This window comes from Enterobacter cloacae complex sp. 2021EL-01169 (genome assembly GCF_020733125.1).
Lineage (GTDB): Bacteria > Pseudomonadota > Gammaproteobacteria > Enterobacterales > Enterobacteriaceae > Enterobacter > Enterobacter roggenkampii.
On sequence record NZ_JAJFTC010000001.1, the window covers coordinates 619,944 to 636,774 of the forward strand.

At 59.7% G+C, this 16,831-nt stretch carries 13 protein-coding genes; 4 read left to right on the top strand and 9 right to left on the bottom strand.

From position 1 onward, the window contains the following. Nucleotides 1–92 precede the first annotated feature (92 nt). From LLF79_RS02850 to LLF79_RS02870, 5 genes are read right to left on the bottom strand one after another with little or no spacing between them, the layout of a single operon-like run. Nucleotides 93–2,282, bottom strand: coding sequence for a TonB-dependent siderophore receptor (locus LLF79_RS02850; RefSeq protein WP_227879073.1), 2,190 nt, complete (start codon nt 2,280–2,282; stop codon nt 93–95). Nucleotides 2,283–2,308: 26 nt separating this feature from the next. Further along, entirely contained in the window at nt 2,309–3,634 is a 1,326-nt protein-coding gene (locus LLF79_RS02855; RefSeq protein ID WP_181367985.1) for a lysine N(6)-hydroxylase/L-ornithine N(5)-oxygenase family protein, read from the bottom strand. Further along, nucleotides 3,631–5,373 (bottom strand): aerobactin synthase IucC, encoded by a 1,743-nt coding sequence (iucC, locus tag LLF79_RS02860; protein WP_309240672.1) that lies wholly within the window; start codon nt 5,371–5,373, stop codon nt 3,631–3,633. The genes LLF79_RS02855 and iucC overlap by 4 nt, the downstream gene beginning before the upstream one ends. Beyond that, a complete protein-coding gene (locus LLF79_RS02865) occupies nt 5,370–6,317 on the bottom strand; it encodes a GNAT family N-acetyltransferase (protein ID WP_227879074.1) in 948 nt (315 codons plus the stop codon). Before LLF79_RS02865 ends, iucC begins: the two co-directional genes overlap by 4 nt. Then, the gene (locus tag LLF79_RS02870) at nt 6,317–8,059 is read right to left on the bottom strand and encodes an IucA/IucC family siderophore biosynthesis protein (RefSeq protein WP_227879075.1); all 1,743 of its coding nucleotides are present in this window, start codon (nt 8,057–8,059) and stop codon (nt 6,317–6,319) included. Before LLF79_RS02870 ends, LLF79_RS02865 begins: the two co-directional genes overlap by 1 nt. A gap of 138 nt (nt 8,060–8,197) precedes the next feature. Between LLF79_RS02870 and LLF79_RS02875 the strand changes: the two genes are divergently transcribed. Further along, a complete protein-coding gene (locus LLF79_RS02875) occupies nt 8,198–9,409 on the top strand; it encodes an MFS transporter (RefSeq protein ID WP_181367982.1) in 1,212 nt (403 codons plus the stop codon). On the opposite strand, the gene mtfA is transcribed toward LLF79_RS02875, so the two are convergent. Next, nucleotides 9,406–10,203: a DgsA anti-repressor MtfA gene (gene mtfA, locus LLF79_RS02880; protein ID WP_008499488.1), complete on the bottom strand. Its 798-nt coding sequence runs from the start codon at nt 10,201–10,203 to the stop codon at nt 9,406–9,408. The two genes, LLF79_RS02875 and mtfA, sit on opposite strands and share 4 nt — an antisense overlap. Nucleotides 10,204–10,419: 216 nt before the next feature. Here mtfA and LLF79_RS02885 point away from each other — a divergent pair, with 216 nt between their 5' ends. The 3 genes from LLF79_RS02885 (at nt 10,420) to LLF79_RS02895 (ending at nt 13,086) form a co-directional block, all read left to right on the top strand. Beyond that, complete coding sequence (locus LLF79_RS02885; RefSeq protein ID WP_071530926.1) at nt 10,420–10,566, top strand: DUF2256 domain-containing protein; 147 nt, start codon at nt 10,420–10,422, stop codon at nt 10,564–10,566. Next, nucleotides 10,563–12,092 (top strand): cryptochrome/photolyase family protein, encoded by a 1,530-nt coding sequence (locus tag LLF79_RS02890; RefSeq protein ID WP_227879076.1) that lies wholly within the window; start codon nt 10,563–10,565, stop codon nt 12,090–12,092. Before LLF79_RS02885 ends, LLF79_RS02890 begins: the two co-directional genes overlap by 4 nt. 94 nt (nt 12,093–12,186) lie before the next feature. Continuing rightward, nucleotides 12,187–13,086: a LysR family transcriptional regulator gene (locus LLF79_RS02895; RefSeq protein ID WP_023293860.1), complete on the top strand. Its 900-nt coding sequence runs from the start codon at nt 12,187–12,189 to the stop codon at nt 13,084–13,086. Here the strand turns inward: LLF79_RS02895 and LLF79_RS02900 are convergent. The 3 genes from LLF79_RS02900 to LLF79_RS02910 all read right to left on the bottom strand — a co-directional run bounded on the left by LLF79_RS02900 (nt 13,061) and on the right by LLF79_RS02910 (nt 16,738). Continuing rightward, a complete protein-coding gene (locus LLF79_RS02900) occupies nt 13,061–13,849 on the bottom strand; it encodes a substrate-binding domain-containing protein (protein WP_023344462.1) in 789 nt (262 codons plus the stop codon). The genes LLF79_RS02895 and LLF79_RS02900 overlap by 26 nt on opposite strands. Continuing rightward, a complete protein-coding gene (locus LLF79_RS02905) occupies nt 13,846–15,159 on the bottom strand; it encodes an MFS transporter (protein WP_023293862.1) in 1,314 nt (437 codons plus the stop codon). Before LLF79_RS02905 ends, LLF79_RS02900 begins: the two co-directional genes overlap by 4 nt. 280 nt (nt 15,160–15,439) lie before the next feature. Continuing rightward, entirely contained in the window at nt 15,440–16,738 is a 1,299-nt protein-coding gene (locus LLF79_RS02910; RefSeq protein WP_227879077.1) for a serine hydrolase, read from the bottom strand. Between the last annotated feature and the right edge of the window lie 93 nt (nt 16,739–16,831).

A 16,831-nucleotide genomic window follows, 5' to 3' on the forward strand; every position in this document is an offset into this window, starting at 1 on the left:
TTTGCCGACAATTTCAGCAAATCGCTGATTTTATAGTAAATTCGCTTCGAAATTACACAGCAAAATGCGCCGCCCGCAGGCGGCGCTCAGGATTAGAACAGAACGGAGTAGTTCAGACCAAACGTCCGCCCACGGCCTTTATAGGTATACAGACCCGGTGCACCGTAGGTTGGGCTATACAGCCCCGGCGCGCGCTGGCCCCAGGCGGTGGTGTAGTCTTTGTCCAGCAGGTTCTCCACGCTGAAGCTGACTTTACCCACCGGCAGGGCGTAGCTGCCCAGGAAGTCGACCGTGTTATAGCCATCGATCTTCTTGCCGTCGGCGTCAGAGACGTCAAAGGTCTGCGTGCTCTGCATGCGCAGGGTCCAGTCGCCCGGCGCCCAGTTGACCCACGCGCTGGCTTTCGACGGGCTGGCGCTGTCTACCGTCAGCTTCTCCCATTTCCCGTTTTCGCGAGTTTCCGACTTAATGGCGTTAAAGTTCGCGCCCGTGCTCCAGTCGCTGTCGGTGAAGAAATAGTCCACCTGACCTTCCACCCCGTAGATACGACGCTTGTCGTCTTCCAGGTTGATGGTCATGTCCGTCTTGTTGATGGTGATGGTTTTATCCGAGAGCGAGTAATACGCCGCAACCTGGGTGCGCAGGTTATCCCCGGTGTAGCGCCAGCCCAGCTCATAAGCGTTGACCTTGATACCGTCCAGCTTCGAGTCGTTGACGTTGACACTGTTCAGCAGGCGATAGTGACCGTTGCTGAGCTGATAGGTCCCGGAGCCGTAGTACTTCGCCAGGTCCGGAATTTCGAAGCCCTGGGAAAAGTTAAACCACAGCTGCTGCTGTTCGGTCAGCCGACCGAGGATCCCGGCGTTAAACAGGAAGTTGTTGTAATCGGTTTTCCCGCCCGGCACCGCGTCGGCGGAGGTAGCTTTCCCGGTAGCGATGGCCTGCTGCTGGGTGTAACCGACAAAATCGTCCACCTTGTTCTCGGTGTACTGGTAGCGCACGCCGCCGCTCAGGGTGATGGCGTCAATGTCATAGCTGGCCTGCAGGAACGGGGCGAGGTTGGTGATGCTATAACCCGGGTAGCGGCCCACGTTGTAGGCGTTATCCAGCTCCATGCCGCCGCTCGCCGCAGCTTTTTTCAGGTTGAAGAACTGCTGGTTGGCGTCGAAGGTTTCGTGGTCGGCATCCATACCCCAGGTCAGCGTCAAATCGTCCACCGGCTTGCTGTTCAGCGTCAGCTTGCCGCCGTAGAAATCGGTTTGCTGCTGCGACGCGCCGATGCTGGTGACCACGCCTTTGGTCAGGGTTGGGAACGGATAGTAGGTCAGGCTCTCGTCACGATAGTAAATCTGCGCGACCAGATCCTGTCCCCAGAAGTCGGTATTGGAGTACTGCAGGTTAATCAGATGGCGCTCGGTACCCGGCACGCGGTCAGAATCGAGGTTACCTTTGTTGTAGGCGGTCGCATCCCCCGTTACCGCCGAGAAGTTCTTTCCGAGATACAGCCCATGCTTGCCGTCGGACTCGCTCTTGTAGTACTGGGTCGTCAGCTGCAGCTGCTGGTGATCGTCAATATTGATGGTGCCTGTTCCCATCACATCGATACGGTCGGAATACTGTAAGCCGGTCTGGGTGTTATCAATAATCACCTCATCGCCGTTGCCGTCATACCAGCCGCCGTAGCGCTGATACGACACCGACAGACGACCGGAGGCGTTGTCATTGCCGCCGCTGACCGCTGCCGACACGTTCTCATCGTGGTCGTTGTGGCTGTTGAACCCGCTTTTAGCCCCGGTCTGGAATTCGACTTCGGTCTCAGGCTGGCCTTTTTTGGTGACGATGTTCACCAGACCGCCGGTACTGCCGCCGCCGTAGAGTGACGTGGCGCCGGAGATAACCTCGATACGGTCAATGTTGAACGGATCGATAGAGTCCAGCTGGCGGCTGTCGCTGCGGGACGAGTTCAGGCGCACGCCGTCCACCATCACCATCATGGAGCGGCCGCGCAGGTTCATGCCGTAGTTGGTACGTCCCTGGCTGCTGACGTCCATGCCCGGAATCAGCTGCGCCAGCACTTCTTTAATCTCTTTCCCGCCCTGAACCTGCTGCTCAATTTCAGCCCGCTCGATGACCCAGGTGGTCTGCGCCATCTCCGCCACGCTGCGGTGCGCGCGGCTGGCGGAGACCACGATATTTTCTTCCTTTTGTTCTTCCGCCCACGCAGAGGTAGAAAGCATTGCAAGCAAGCAAGGATTTAAAACCCAAAGATGAGAACGTTTCATTGTTATGTTGACCCTGATTGTGTGTGTCAGTACTCGGTGGTTTTTGCTAATGATTTAAAAACCTGACTGTTTTCCGGGCTGGTGGTGCTTCGCCAGTGGATAACGCCAGGGGTGGTAGCCAGCTCAAACGGCTCGTCGGCGTGCGCGCGATTCAGAATTCGCGCCGCGCGCCAGGCCATCAGGCTGAGTTGGGGTTCGGCAATGCCGAGACGGTGCATCCCGGCATTTACGGCAAACAGGCGGTTACTCTGCGGGCCGTCCCATTCGAGGGTGAAATCGTTGTTGATGCAGAAGGCTTCGTCCGTATCCAGATGCAGGCGGTGAGACAGCGGCGCGAGGAACGCTGGCTGCACGGCGCGATAGCCGGTGGCGAAGATCACAACGTCACTCTCCAGCTGCTCACGGCCGCCGTCGAGGTGATGCTGTATGCTCAGACGCTGTCCGTTTTCCAGGCGCGTCAGGGCCGTCACCGAGCGGGACGGCATCAGGTGCGCCCAGGGTTTTTCACGCAGCACTTCAAAGCGGTGGTACATGGCGCGGTAAATCGCCAGCAGGGACTCGGTGGTGATCCCGTCGGAGGTCATCTTCTGCTCGTGCAGCATCTGACGACGCGCCTCTTCACCGAGCGTGGAGAAGCTGTCCACGTACTCCGGCGTGAAATACTCGTTAGCAAAGGCGGCTTCATCCAGCGCGTTGTAGTTGTTGCGGCGCGAGACCCAGTTCAGGCTCAGCGGCTGGCCCCATTCGCCACGGAAAATATTCAGGAACAGGTCGGCACCGCTCTGGCCGCCGCCGACGATGGTAACGCGCTTGCCCGCGAGATCCGGCGTGCGCAGCATCATCTCGCTGGCATGGAAGCAGCTATCGTCCTGCGTCGTGACGCAGTCCGGCAGGTTGATCTGCTTACCGATCCCCACGCAGACGTGGCGCGCCAGGAAGCGATCGCGCTGGGTCACTACCTCAAACAGGCCGCTTTTCTCATCAAAGCTCACCTGTTGTACCTGCTGGCTGAAGGCGAGGTTGGTGAGGTTGTCCGCCGCCCAGCACAGGTAGTCGGCAAACTCCTCCCGTGAAACGGTGCGCTGCTCGGTGGTCAGGAAGCGGTAGAATTTTTTACGCTGCACCAGGTAGTTCAGGAAGCTGTGGCGGTTGGTCGGCTCCACGGCGCTGACCAGATCCTTCAGGAAGCTGGTTTGCATGTGGCAGTCAGGCACCATCATCCCCGGGTGCCAGGAAAAGTGCGGTTTGCGCTCAAGAAACAGCGAGCTAAAGCCGTCCAGCCCTTCTGCGAGGGCGGCGATGCTAAGGTTAAACGGGCCGATACCAATGCCGATGAAATCATAGGTTTTCATTGCGCGGACTCCCGGGAGGCCAGAAAAAGAGGGTTATCAAGGTCGGTGACGTAGTTCGGCAGCATGCGGCTGCCGCCGTCGTGTTCGGAGAAGGTCAGTTTGACCGGGTTGAGGATCACGCGAATAATTTGCGGCTTAAACAGGTCGAACGTCGCGAAGCGCTCGGCAAGCTCGGGGTGCGCGGCCATATAGCGGTGCAGAACGCCGGCGAGGATCTGATAGAAACGCGTTTCGCTGACGCCGCTTTGCAGCGTGAGGCGCGAGATAAAACGCAGCACCGTCACGAAGTTGCCGGTTTGCAGATCGTGGATGATGTAATCCGCGCTCAGGCGCGCCGTGACGGCCTTAACCTGTTTCGGCAGGCTTTCCGCCTGCGGGAAATCTTCATCCACCAGGCGCATATCGCCCTGGAAATCCTTCAGCAGGATGCGCTGTGGAACGTAATTTTTCATCACCAGCGTCACGTTCTGGCCGTGGGCGATCAGCGCCACGCCGTAGCGGCAGAGCAGGTGATAGAACGGGATCACCGTTGCCTCAAACAGCTTTTCCAGCCACGCGTCGGCGCTTAGCCCGGAACGGTTGATCCACGCGTCAATCAGCGGGCGTCCGGCGTTGTCGGTTTCCATTAGCGCCGCCAGCAGCACCGCCTGTTCGCCCTCCTGCAGATAGCAGGACGGGTTCTCGCGCCAGATCACCCCCAGCATCTCCTGATAGCGATACGGCGCTTTCGGCAGCGCCGCATAGCCCGGATGCGACAGATATCCGGCGGCGGGTTCGCCAAGCACCTGCGCGCCAGAGCGGGCAAGCGTAGCGTCGGTGGCAAACTGCTGCTGCAGCCAGCGCGAGGCCAGCGGCCCGGCGGCAATGTATTTGCCCGGAATACCACGATAGCAGGAGGTGTTGTAGATCGTCAGCGGAAGCTTGATGTCAAACGGCGCGCGACGGCTGGCGTTGGTGAGCGTGCGCAGGGACTGCTGCGCCAGGTACTCATCGCCAAACTCGCCCAGCTCAACCATCTCACCGCGTGCCAGCTGCGGCAGGAAATGAATGGCAATCTTCTGCTGCCACTGCCACGGGTGCAGCGGCACCGGCAGCCAGCTCTCGTCGAGGCCCAGCGCCTGCCAGCGGGCGTCAAAGCGGGCGCGCTCGGCGTTGTCCATGGCGCTCGCCAGCAGGGCGCTGATATCGCAATCGGCGTCGCTGCTCCAGACCAGATGCTCTCGCTGAACGGCAACCCAGTGCAGACGAAAACGTCCGCGGTACTCCGGTGCGTACTGGCGCAGCGCGTCCAGCCCCCAGCCGCGGCGACCTTTGTTGAAAATAAACTTCGGGTGACCGCGCATCAGGCACTGTAATTCGTCCGGATCGAGGTGGATCAGCGCGTCCGCATCCAGCGCGTCACGCGCCTGCAGCAGCTGCATGTCGCCGCGCAGCGTGGCGTAGAGGTCCTCCATGTGCTCTGCCGTTTGCGCGTTGCTCATCTCCAGCACCGTCGCCAGTTGCAGCAGCGCGCTTTCCGCTTCGACGGCATCGCCGCTGGCGGTGGTCAGGCTGTCCGGGTCGATATGCAGCCAGCCCCAGATCCCGCGCGTGGCGCAAAACTGCCAGGACGCGTTGCCCATGGCGATGCGCCAGCCGTCCGACGAAACCGGCTCGGCGCGCAGGGTGCGCTCGTATTCCAGCTCGGCGAGGATCTTCGCCACCATCTCGCGGTTCACTTTTTCCCAGAGCGCGTTCACAGGCCCACCTCGCTGAAGAAGCGGTGACGCTGGCTCATAATGAGGCGCGAGCGTTTATGCGGGAATTCGAACTCTTTCACCGTGTCAAAACCGGCAGAGGAAAGGTGACGGAACAGGCGCTGGTTGTCGAAGCGCGGCTCGGCCACGATGCGCGTGGTGCGCGGTTCGTCGAGATACAGATAGTGGCTCAGACCGCGCAGCCAGCTGCGGATGTACTGCGCGCCGCGCCAGTTCTCTTCCCCCACCAGCATGTGTAGCCCGCGGTCAAACGGCTGCCAGCGGTAGTGGCGGCCAATGCGGTCTTCCGGTGCCCAGTAGAGTTCAAAATAGCCAAACGGTTGATCGTCGAAGCAGCCAATAACCGGGTAGCAGTAGGTCGAGTCGAGCTGACGGCGCAGGTAGTTTTCCTGCTCGGCCTGCGGGCCCGCCATCTCCCAGAAGGCGTTCACGCGCGGGTTATTCATCCAGCGGGTAAAACGCTCGCCGTCCAGCGCCACGTCGGCCACGCGGAAGCTGAGGGTACGCTTAATTTGCGGATCGTAACGGCGATACACCTCACCCTGCGGGCGGCGAGGGCGCAGCGGGAAGTACAGTTGACGGCTCTCGTCAAACTGCATTCCGCCGCTCGCCTGCGAGCGTTCGCCCTTCAGCCACAGCGGCAATTGCCAGAAGGCGTCGCGCGCCAGATAATCACCATGGGCCAGGCCAAACAGCGCCTGCGCCTGGGGTTCATCCTGCCAGTCCGCCCACGGCAACGTAATGCCGGTCAGCGCGGGGGCGGCCACAAACAGCTGATCCAGGGCTTCCACCAGCCAGCCGTCCGGGATCCCCTTCAGACGCTCCAGCACCGCGCTGCCGTCGAGACCCAACGCCAGCGGCAGGGCGCGATCCGTTGCGGTGCAGTGAAAGCCGTAGCCGGAATGGACGATATTCGCGATAGCCATCACGCCTTCTCCTTGTAGAACGGGTTGCTAAAGTCGAAATAGATCACCGCCGGATCGGCGATGGTGTTTTCATTGCGATCGTGCAGGTAGCAGAAGAAGTTGCCTTTGCAGTTCCAGGTCGGGCTGTCGAGCACGTAGTCGAGGCAGCGGGTCTGCTTCGCCGTGCGGCGCAGTTCTGCCAGCGCGTCGCGCACCCGGGACATCAGGCTCTCTTCGCTGTCGAAACCGGCGGCGGAGAGGGCGGCGGTGACGGCAAGGGTAGAGTTCAGCAGCAGGTAGTAAGGGAAGTAGCGCAGCAGCTGGCTCTCGCCGAAGCGGTTTTCCACCTCATTTTCGCCCGCCTCTTTCAGCCACGCGTCGGCGCTTTCGGTCCACGCGCTGCCCTGGCAGTCGCGGTAGATCAGCCCGACCGGGAAATCCTGCTGCATCTCAACGAGGATATTTTGCTGGTGCGCCAGCAGGACCAGACCGTAGTCCGCCTCGGCGCTGAACAGCGGAAGTAACACGCGGTCGCAGTAGGCGTCCAGCCAGCAGCGGGCGGCCTGGGCGAGCGGGAGATCCAGACGCTGGCTCAGACGGCGCACCGCCGCGGCGAGCAGGCTTTCACCGCCGTCCGGCGCGGCCTGCGTCAGGCTCACCAGCACGTTGGTCTGGGTGTCTGGCGTATCGAACAGCAGATTGACGCGCAGGGCCATCAGGCTCTCTTCCTGAATAGTGCCGCTTTCGTCACTCAGCCCCGCCCAGCCGTCTTCCTGCATCACGCGCATGGTCGGGTAGCGTGCCTGTAGTTCCTGCCAGCGTTCCGTTTTTGCCAGACGCGCCAGGCGCATGCCGCGCTTCACCTCTTTCACCGACAGCGTGCGCACGGAGTTGGTCAGGCGCACGCTGAGGGAGAACTTAATCATGTCGCTGTTGGTCTCGCTGTACAGCGAGCGGGAGGAGCTGGTGGGCAGCCACTGTGCGCCCGCTTCACCCAGGTCCTGCAACGAACCGTTTTCCACCAGACGCTGGCACCAGTCCTGCTCCAGCAGATAGTCGGCCTGCCACGGGTGCATCGGCAGCAGCCAGCGGGTGTCGGTAAAGTGGCCGAGCAGCTCGGGCGCGCTCTGGGCCGCAAAGCGCAGCAGACGCTCACGCAGGGAGACGTTCAGGCTGTCGCCGGCAACGAGCGTGCTCTCAACGGCAAACCAGCGCAGCGGGAAGCGGGAGGCGAAATCGGGCAAATAGCGGCGCGCCTCGGCTTCGTTGAACGGCTCGTGAGACTTCGGTGCCGGGTGAAACGCATGGCCGACCAGCAGCGCCTGTTCCGCTTCGGCAAACGTCAGCGGCTTATCGCGCAGGGTTGCCCAACTGTGGCGTAAATCAATCGCCTGCCAGGTGTGGGCATGGCTTTCGAGAACGCGCTGCTTAAAACGCGCCAGCGTATCGGCATCCAGCGAGCCTTTTACGGACGGTTTTTCAAGAATTAAATCAACCAGTTGAGGGAAAGTGACGGCGTCACCCCTGTCGCTGTTGCTCTGAATCCGCGTTGCCGGGAAACGGTACTGATGATGCTGGGTGGGTGAGAAATAGCGTACCGGCACCCGAAGCGCCTGGGTTTGGGAAAGCGGGATATGGATCTCAGATAGCGCATCCGCATCGGTAGCGGGGAGATAGCGCCAGTCCTTCGTTTCACGCAACAGGGCGTTTAAAAAGCACTGGGCTGCAACGTCTGTACCGGCGGCGCGGAGCAGAGCACGCATAGATGTACCTCATTCCATGATTGATAATAATTCTCGTTATGATATTCATTCTGTTTACACTCGCAACCATTTTTGCAATATTTGTTTTCATAAACTTCATAATTTCCACACATTTATTGACACTATGTTCACATTCTTATGCGCGCTGACTCTGAAACCTTGACGGAAAACGTCACTTCAAAAGCTAACTGGCCCCTGGCGCTATCTGCGGGGTTACTCGGCATCGGGCAAAACGGCTTGCTGGTGATGCTCCCGCAGCTGGTCACCCTGACCGGGCTGTCTCTCTCTGTCTGGGCCGGGCTGTTGATATTTGGATCCATGCTCTTTTTACCGGCCTCGCCCTGGTGGGGGCGTCAGAGCGAGCGAAAGGGGTGTAAGTCCGTCATGCTAGCCTCGCTAAGCGGCTATCTGGCGAGTTTCGTCGTGATGTCCCTGGTGGTCTGGGGGATGGCGGCCGGAAGGCTGGATGCGGTCTGGGGGCTGGCGGGGCTTATTTTCTCGCGCCTGCTCTACGGGCTGACGGTCTCGGGGCTGGTGCCTGCGGCCCAGACGTGGGCGATTCAGCGTGCGGGGCTGGAGAAAAGAATGGCGGCGCTGGCGACGATAAGCTCCGGCCTCAGCTGCGGGCGTTTGCTCGGCCCGCCGCTGGCGGCGCTGATGCTCAGCGTTAATCCGGTGGCGCCGCTCTGGCTGATGGCGGTTGCGCCGCTTATCGCTCTGCTGCTGGTGCTTCGCGAAGTCGCCGATCCGCCGCTGCCGCCGGTAGCCCATCAGGCAACCCGCCTGCAGGCCTCCATGCTGCCGTTCCTGCTGCTGGCGCTGCTGCTGGCGGCGCTGGTGAGCCTGATGCAGATTGGCCTGTCACCGCATCTTAGCCCGTTGCTGGACGGTAACGCCCGGGAGATCAGCCATCATGTCGCGCTTCTGCTGAGCGTGGCCGCGCTGGCCACGCTCGCGGCACAGTTTCTGGTGGTCCGCCCGCAGCATTTCAGCCCGGTGACATTGCTTTGCATCGCGGCGGTGCTGATGGTGGCCGGGCTTGGGCTGATGTCTGTCGCCGGTTTAGCGCTGTTCTACGTGGGGATTGTTATCACGTCACTCGGGGCGGCGATGGCCACGCCGGGCTACCAGCTGCTGCTGAACGATCGGCTAACCACGGGGAAAGGGGCGGGCGTCATCGCCACCAGCCACACGTTAGGCTACGGCGTCAGCGCGCTGATGGTGCCGGTCGTGACGCGCTTTTACGGGGAGCAGTCTTTAACGGTGGCCGCGTGGGGAATGGCATTGCTGTTTTTAGCCCTGAGCATAGGGGTATGGTCAACCGAGCGTACCCCTGCTGAAAAAGCTTAATGAAACTGGCGGGACGAATGCCCGCCGGACGCCTCATTCTGCCGCAGGCGCTGTAGCGGATCCTGCTGATAAAACTGGCAGAAACGTTGCCAGAGGGCCGGGAAACGGGGCGCGAAGAGCTCGGGCGCGCTGAAGAAGTACTCGGAGAGCACCGCAAAGCACTCAGCCGGGTCGGTTGCCGCATAGGCGTCAATGCTGGCCGCGCTTTCGCCCACCAGGTCTATTTCATCCTGGATGTTATCCATCGCTGCGTGCAGGTCGTGCTCCCAGCCCGCGACCTCGCGAAGCGGGATCCGCGGGACGCCGCTGGCGCGATCGCCGTTGCGGGTATCCAGCTTGTGCGCCACTTCATGGATAATCAGATTAAAACCGGAGGCGTCGAACGAGTCCTGAATATCGAGCCAGTTGAGGATTATCGGCCCTTGCTGCCAGCTTTGTCCGGACTGCACCACGCGTTGGTTATGCACCAGCCCAATATCGTCCTGCCATTCGTCATCCACCACGAACGGCGCGGGATAGATAAGCACTTCGTGGAAACCGTCCAGCCACTCAATGCCGAGTTCAAGCACCGGCAGACAGAAAAGCAGCGCGATGCGGGCGTTTTTCAGAGGATCGAGTTCAAACCCCTGCAGCGGCACCAGGCGCTTTTGCTGTAAAAAACGATCCGCCAGCTGAACCAGTTTCGATTGTTCATCCGGGTTTAGATTAGCCAGAACAGGGATCGTCAGCGCGTCATCCCATGGCAGCGCCACATCCCGGCCAGCCTCATTCGTTTTCCAGGGCCACTTTATCATCGCTTTGCTCGCAAACTCGTCACTTGAACAAAAATGGGAAAGTCAGATTCGGTTAAGATGCCAGAATATCGCCTGCTGCGACAAATCCAGCCTGAATAAACTATCATTTCGTACGTAGCGGTGGGTAGCGGTTTGCGGGCATCACCTTCATTTTGTGAAGTCTGTCGTAGCCTTTATCCGCAGGTGGGGTGAATAAATCAGTACGGTATTGAAAAGATGAGCGATTTCAAAGGTAACAAGCAGGACCTGCCCAGTCGACTGTGTGTGCACTGCCAGCGGCCCATGACGTGGCGCAAGAAATGGGCGAAATGCTGGAATGAGGTTAAATACTGTTCTGAGCGCTGTCGCAGGAGCCACCGTTGACCGAGCTACGTCTGATCCTGGGCGATCAGCTTAATCCGCATCACAGCTGGTTTGATACCTGCAGTCCGAACATCATTTACGTGATGCTGGAACTCCGGGCAGAAACCGCCTATGTGCTTCATCACGCCCAGAAAGTTATCGCTATCTTCGCCGCCATGCGCGCGTTTTCCTCTGCGTTAAAGGAGAAGGGGCATCGGGTGAGGTATGTCCGGCTCTCTGATGACTCAAACCGCGGCGCGCTGGAAGACAATCTCAACGCGCTTGTCGCGCATTACGGCGCGGGCAGAGTGATATGGCAGGAGCCCGACGAATGGCGTCTTGATGCGCAGCTGCAGGCGTGGGCGAAGACGATCTCCGTTGAAACGGCCTGCGTCAGCAGCGAGCATTTTTTCACCGCACGGGAACAGGTCAGCGCGTTTTTTGCGTCGCGCAAAAGCTGGCGAATGGAATACTTTTACCGGGAGATGCGTCGTCAGCATGGCGTACTGTTGACGTCAGCAGGCGAGCCGGAAGGGGGGAAATGGAATTTCGATGCTGAAAACCGCAAGCGCTGGTCCGGCGAGCCTCCCGCGCCGGGGGACGCGCGTCCTTGCCACGATCGTTCCGACTTATGGGCGGAGATCCAACGCTGCGGCGTAAAGACCTTCGGCGAACCGCAGGCCGACAATTTTCGCTGGCCGCTCAACCGTGCGGAAGCCAAAGCCAGGCTGGATGAATTTATCACGCACGTGCTCCCGCAGTTTGGAAACTGGCAGGACGCGATGCACACGGAGGAACCTTTTCTTTTCCATTCGTTAATTTCGTTTGCGCTGAATACAAAGATGCTTAATCCGCGGGAAGTGGTTGCCGCCGCCCAGCAGGCGTGGCGTTTGGGCCACGCGCCGCTGCCTGCCGTCGAAGGGTTTATCCGGCAAATTCTCGGCTGGCGGGAGTATGTGCGCGGGATCTACTGGTCGCAGATGCCCGGCTATCGGGAACTGAATGCCTTAGACCAGCACGCCCCGCTGCCGGACTGGTTCTGGACGGGCAAGACGCAGATGCGCTGCCTGGCGCATGCCGTTGGGCAGTCGCTCACCGAGGCTTACGCCCACCATATCCAGCGCCTGATGGTCATTGGAAACTTTAGCCTGCTCAGCGGCCTGTCGCCGCAGGCGGTTCATGAATGGTATCTGGGCGTCTATATTGACGCCTTTGAGTGGGTGGAACTGCCCAATACCCTCGGCATGAGCCAGTTTGGCGATGGCGGGTTGCTGGCCAGTAAACCCTACGTCTCAAGCGCGTCATATATTCATAAGATGAGTAATTACTGTCAGGGGTGCCGGTATCAGCACAACCAGCGTACCGGAGAGCAGGCCTGCCCCTTCAATGCCCTTTACTGGGACTTCTTTGCGCGCAATCAGGCGCGTCTCGGTAACAATCCCCGCCTGGGCATTGTCTTTAAACAGCTAGCGGACATGACGGAAGAGGATCGGCAGGCCATTGCAGACCGCGCCGGGTACGTCCGCCTGCATCTCAACGACCTCTGATCGGTATTTCAACGCCTGGCCGGTTGCGGCAGGTCAATAAGACGCTATTATTTTTGACTTTGTTGCGTATTCCCTGACAGGACATCCAGACGCCATGCCCGTGAATTTTGACCTTAACGATCTTTATGCTTTCAGAGCGTTAGTGGAATACGGTAACTTCCGTGTCGCCGCTGAATCTATCTGCTTATCCCAGTCGGCGCTGAGCCGCAGGATTGAAAAGCTGGAAGCCGCGCTGGGAAACAGGCTGTTCGATCGCACCACCCGCCGCGTGGCGCTGACGCTCTACGGGCAAAACTTTGCCGAGCGCTCCGCGCAGCTGCTCGACAGCGTGGAGTCAATGCTCGCGGATGTCGATAAGGCCAGCGAAGAGCGGACGGGGCTGATCGCGGTTGCCGCGGTACCTTCCGCGGCCTGTTACTTTATGCCTGACGTGATCCGGCGTTTTCAGTCTCGCTATCCGCGCGTTCGCATCAAGCTCATCGACAGCAGCGCGGGGAATGTGATTGACGCCGTGGCCCGCAGCCAGGCGGATTTCGGCATCTGCTTCGCAGGAAACCTGCCGTCTGAAATCGAATTTTTGCCGCTGGTGGAGGATGTCTACGTCGCGGCGTGCCGAAAGGATCACCCCGTGGCGCAGAAGAGTCACCTGACGTGGCAGGCGTTTTACCAGCAGGATTATATCTCCCTCGATAAAACGTCAGGTAACCGTAACCTGCTCGATCGGATGCTGGGGGATATAGTTCCCGGGCGCCCCAGCGTCTGCGAAACGCGTCACGTCACCACGATGCTCGGTATGGTAGAGGCGGGGATTGGCATCGCTGCCGTTCCCGCCATGTCAATGCCGACCTCAGAGCACACGCTGTTGACGCATCTGCCGCTGGTGGCGCCGGAAGTGAAACGCACCGTTGGGCTTATCCGGCGCCGGGGGCGCATCCAGTCTTACATTGCGGCTGAACTGGAAAAGCAGATCACCGAGCAGTATCGCCGGACGTAACGGGGATCATCCCCGTCTTCTCGATGACGGCGCGTGAGGGCGGTGAGGCGAGATAGGTCAACAGCGCTTTCCCCTCGTCAGGGTGTTCAGCGTGACGAGTGACCGCACCCGCGAAGCGCGTGATGTATTGCACATTGTCAGGGATTTTCCCGACAAAGGTGACGCCCTGAACCGGCAACAGCTCGCTAACCTGCTGGAAACCGACGGCGTATTTTCCTTTTGCCACTTCTGAGGCGACCGGAATGCGCTCGACCATTGTCGCTTTATCGGCGACCTCCTTTTCAATGCCCAGCTTTTTGAACAGCCCCTGGCTGACGTACCTGCCGCTGGCGCTGTCAGAGTAGGCGATGGAGCTGGCCTGCAGCAGCGTTTCACGCAGTTTCGCGTCGCTGCTGATATCCGGTATATCCGCTCCTTTTTTTACCACCATGCCAACGGGAGAGTCCGCGAGTTCCGTTCGCGAACCCGGCCGGGTCTGGCTGGCCTTTTCGAGCTTCTCCAGCGCATCGCCCACCATAATCACCACGTCGGCCTTCTCGCCGCGCGCCAGTCGGTTTGGGATCGCCTGCGGCGTATTGCCCATTGAGGGGCCGGGGATGACCACAATTTTATCTCCGGTCTGGCGTTCATACTCCGGCGCCAGCTTTTCCAGGGCGGCTTTGAAACCGCCGGAAATCATGACCTTCACGTCCTGCGCGCAGGCGCTCGCGCTCAGGAACATCAGCACCAGCGCGCTGGCGGTATAGCGAGACGTGCGTTTCATGCGGCCCCCTGTGACTTGACGGTATTTTGCAGCGACATCGCGCGACGGCGGTAGAGGTAGAGCGTTGCCAGCAGGGCACATACCGCAGCGAAGCTCATCCAGTAGCCCGGCGAGGCTTTGTCACCGGTGTATTCAATCAGCGCGGTGGACATCACCGGGGTAAAGCCACCGAACACCGCCGTTGCCAGGCTGTAAGCCAGAGAGAACCCTGCTACGCGGACTTCAGCAGGCATAATTTCCGTCAGCGCCGGGATCATCGCGCCGTTATAGAGGCCGTAGAGGAAAGAGAGCCACAGCAGCACGCTCAGCATCATCGAGAAGCTGGGCGCGTTCGCCAGCAGCGTCAGGGCCGGGTAGCTGGTCGCCAGCGCCAGCAGGGTCATGGCAATCAGCACCGGCTTGCGGCCAAAACGGTCCGACAGGGCACCGCCCACCGGCAGCCAGACGAAGTTAGAGATCGCCACCAGCAGCGTGACCAGCAGGCTGTCTGACGCGCTCAGCATCAGCACCTTTTTACCAAAGGTGGGCGCATAAACGGTGATCAGATAAAAGGCCGTGGTGGTCATCGCCACCATCAGCATGCCCGCGACCACTACCTGCCAGTTCGCGAGCAGCGTTTTAAAGACCTGACGCATCTCCAGGTGATGGCGGCGCGCGCTGAACTCTTCCGTCTCCTCCAGCTTGCGGCGCAGGAAAAAGATAAACGGCACGATTAAACAGCCGAACAGGAACGGGATGCGCCAGCCCCATTCGCGAATGGCGCTCTCTTCCAGCACCGCGTTCAGCGCAAAGCCCATTGCGGCGGCGACCATAATGGCGACCTGCTGGCTACCGGACTGCCAGCTGGTGTAAAAGCCCTTGCGGCCCGGCGTGGCGATTTCCGCGAGATAGACCGACACGCCCCCAAGCTCCGCGCCGGCGGAAAAACCCTGCAGCAGACGGCCCGTCAGCACCAGCAGCGGCGCCCAAAGCCCAATACTTTGATAAGACGGGATCAGCACGATCAGGAAGGTGCCTGCCGCCATAATGGAAAGCGTCACTATTAGCCCTTTGCGGCGGCCAACCTTGTCAATATAAGCCCCCAGCACAATGGCGCCGATTGGACGCATCAAAAAGCCCGCGCCGAAGACGGCGAAGGTCATCATCAGCGACGCAAATTCACTGCTCGCCGGGAAGAACGTGTGGGCGATGTAGGTGGCATAGAAGCCGAACAGAAAGAAATCGAATTGCTCAAGAAAGTTGCCGGACGTGACGCGAAGTATCGCGCCCGCCTTCGACCGTACGGTTGCAGGTGAGGTTGAGGAAAACATGGTTATCTCCAGTTTATTGTTGACGTTTTACGCGTCTGTTTCTGAAAACTGGATCAGGATGAGGAATTAGATAAGCGCAAATGCCGCATCGACTTATGCATTTCTTGCATGAATATAATCCGACGAATAAATACAACTAATAGCAACAATAACTTAACAAAATGTTGGCTTTTTATTCACCAATATTATGTAAGTCTCTGATATTGCGATTTTGTGATGTGGCGCAGAGGCGCGTTTCAGAATGAGCCGGGTAACCGCGTCATTACCCGGCGGAGGCCATTTAGCGCAGCGCCCTGGCAATCGCGCTAAACATCAGAGAGGCTTCCAGCGGCTGGGCGCTGAAGGACGGTTCCGCCTGCGGCCAGGTAGACCACTGGACGATGACCAGATTTTCCTTCGGGTTCACCACGATCATCTGTCCGAAAATGCCCAGCGCCCAGAGCGAACCTTTCAGCGAATCCTGTGCCGTCGGCTCTACGCCCGCGGCGTTGGCGGGCACTTCATTGTTCCACCACTGATAGCCGTACAGCCCCTCGGGATGGGCGTCTGAGACCGAGCCTTTGGCCTTCGTCCAGCCTGACGACTGCCGGATCCAGTTTTCCGGCAGGATGGTCTTACCGTTCGGCAGCGTACCGTTGTTCAGGATAAATTGCCCGAAGCGTCCCCAGTCCTCCAGCGTGGCGTTAAAGCCGTGCGCGCCGACGTCGTGCTGGCCTTTGCTGTAGGCATGCCACACGCCGTCGCTCGCCATGCCGTAAGGCTGCCAGATGCTTTTCTCCAGATAGGCTGCGAGCGTCATGCCGGTGGCCCGCTCCAGCACGTCACCAAGCAGCCAGGCGCCGCCCGAAGAGTAAGACCAGTTCTCTCCGGCCGGGTGCGCCCTGCGTAACCCCTTCACCAGCTTGCGAACGCAGTCATAGGTACCCGGCTTCGCCTCGCACTCGGTGAGCTGCGCAAAGTCGGATTTAGGGTTGGTGTAATCCTCGTTCCAGGCCACGCCGGAGGTATGGGTGATAAGCTGCTTAAGCGTCACGCCGTCCCACGCGGTGCCTTTCAGGTCGGGTTCATACCGCGTGACCCGATCGTCGAGCGAGTGAATTTTTCCCTCTTTGAGGGCCACGCCCACCAGCGCCGATACCACCGATTTCCCAACCGATCGCGAGGTCCAGAGCGTCGAGTCGGTATTGCCCTCTCCAAGATACTTCCAGGCGATTTTGCCGTCCTTCAGCACCAGCATACCGCTGACGTTCTGCCGCTGGAGGTAGTCCTTAAGGCCGAAGCGCCTGCCGTTGACCTGATAGTGTGCGTCCGTGAGCGGCTTGTCCGACATTTCCAGCGGCACAGCGTTACCGTGGTGGAAAACATCCCCGGTGTAGTTGCGGTAGTCATTGCGAAAGCCCACCACGCGATCGGCCTGACTCCAGGTGAGCATCTTATGGGTGTCAGGCAGCGTGGTGTCGAAGGGGGCAGGGCAGGCGCTGAGGTCGGTGCCTTTACAGGCCGCCACTGCCGCAGGGGAGATCAGGGTGCTGAAGACAAGGCCCGCCAGCAGGGCATGGTTAACTTTTCTGTTTTTCATATCCGTCTCTTACAGGTTAAGAACGGCTTCAGTTTAAAAACCCAGGGGCTATAATAAAAAACGCGTAGTGGGGGAAAATCCCCCTAAAAAACA

Coding starts and splice junctions, on each gene's coding strand:
- LLF79_RS02900 (WP_023344462.1), bottom strand. CDS start 13,849: ATGAAACGCACGTCTCGCTATACCGCCAGCGCGCTGGTGCTGATGTTC.
- LLF79_RS02865 (WP_227879074.1), bottom strand. CDS start 6,317: ATGGCTATCGCGAATATCGTCCATTCCGGCTACGGCTTTCACTGCACC.
- LLF79_RS02850 (WP_227879073.1), bottom strand. CDS start 2,282: ATGAAACGTTCTCATCTTTGGGTTTTAAATCCTTGCTTGCTTGCAATG.
- LLF79_RS02875 (WP_181367982.1), top strand. CDS start 8,198: ATGCGCGCTGACTCTGAAACCTTGACGGAAAACGTCACTTCAAAAGCT.
- LLF79_RS02910 (WP_227879077.1), bottom strand. CDS start 16,738: ATGAAAAACAGAAAAGTTAACCATGCCCTGCTGGCGGGCCTTGTCTTC.
- LLF79_RS02905 (WP_023293862.1), bottom strand. CDS start 15,159: ATGTTTTCCTCAACCTCACCTGCAACCGTACGGTCGAAGGCGGGCGCG.
- LLF79_RS02855 (WP_181367985.1), bottom strand. CDS start 3,634: ATGAAAACCTATGATTTCATCGGCATTGGTATCGGCCCGTTTAACCTT.
- mtfA (WP_008499488.1), bottom strand. CDS start 10,203: ATGATAAAGTGGCCCTGGAAAACGAATGAGGCTGGCCGGGATGTGGCG.
- LLF79_RS02885 (WP_071530926.1), top strand. CDS start 10,420: ATGAGCGATTTCAAAGGTAACAAGCAGGACCTGCCCAGTCGACTGTGT.
- LLF79_RS02895 (WP_023293860.1), top strand. CDS start 12,187: ATGCCCGTGAATTTTGACCTTAACGATCTTTATGCTTTCAGAGCGTTA.
- LLF79_RS02870 (WP_227879075.1), bottom strand. CDS start 8,059: ATGCGTGCTCTGCTCCGCGCCGCCGGTACAGACGTTGCAGCCCAGTGC.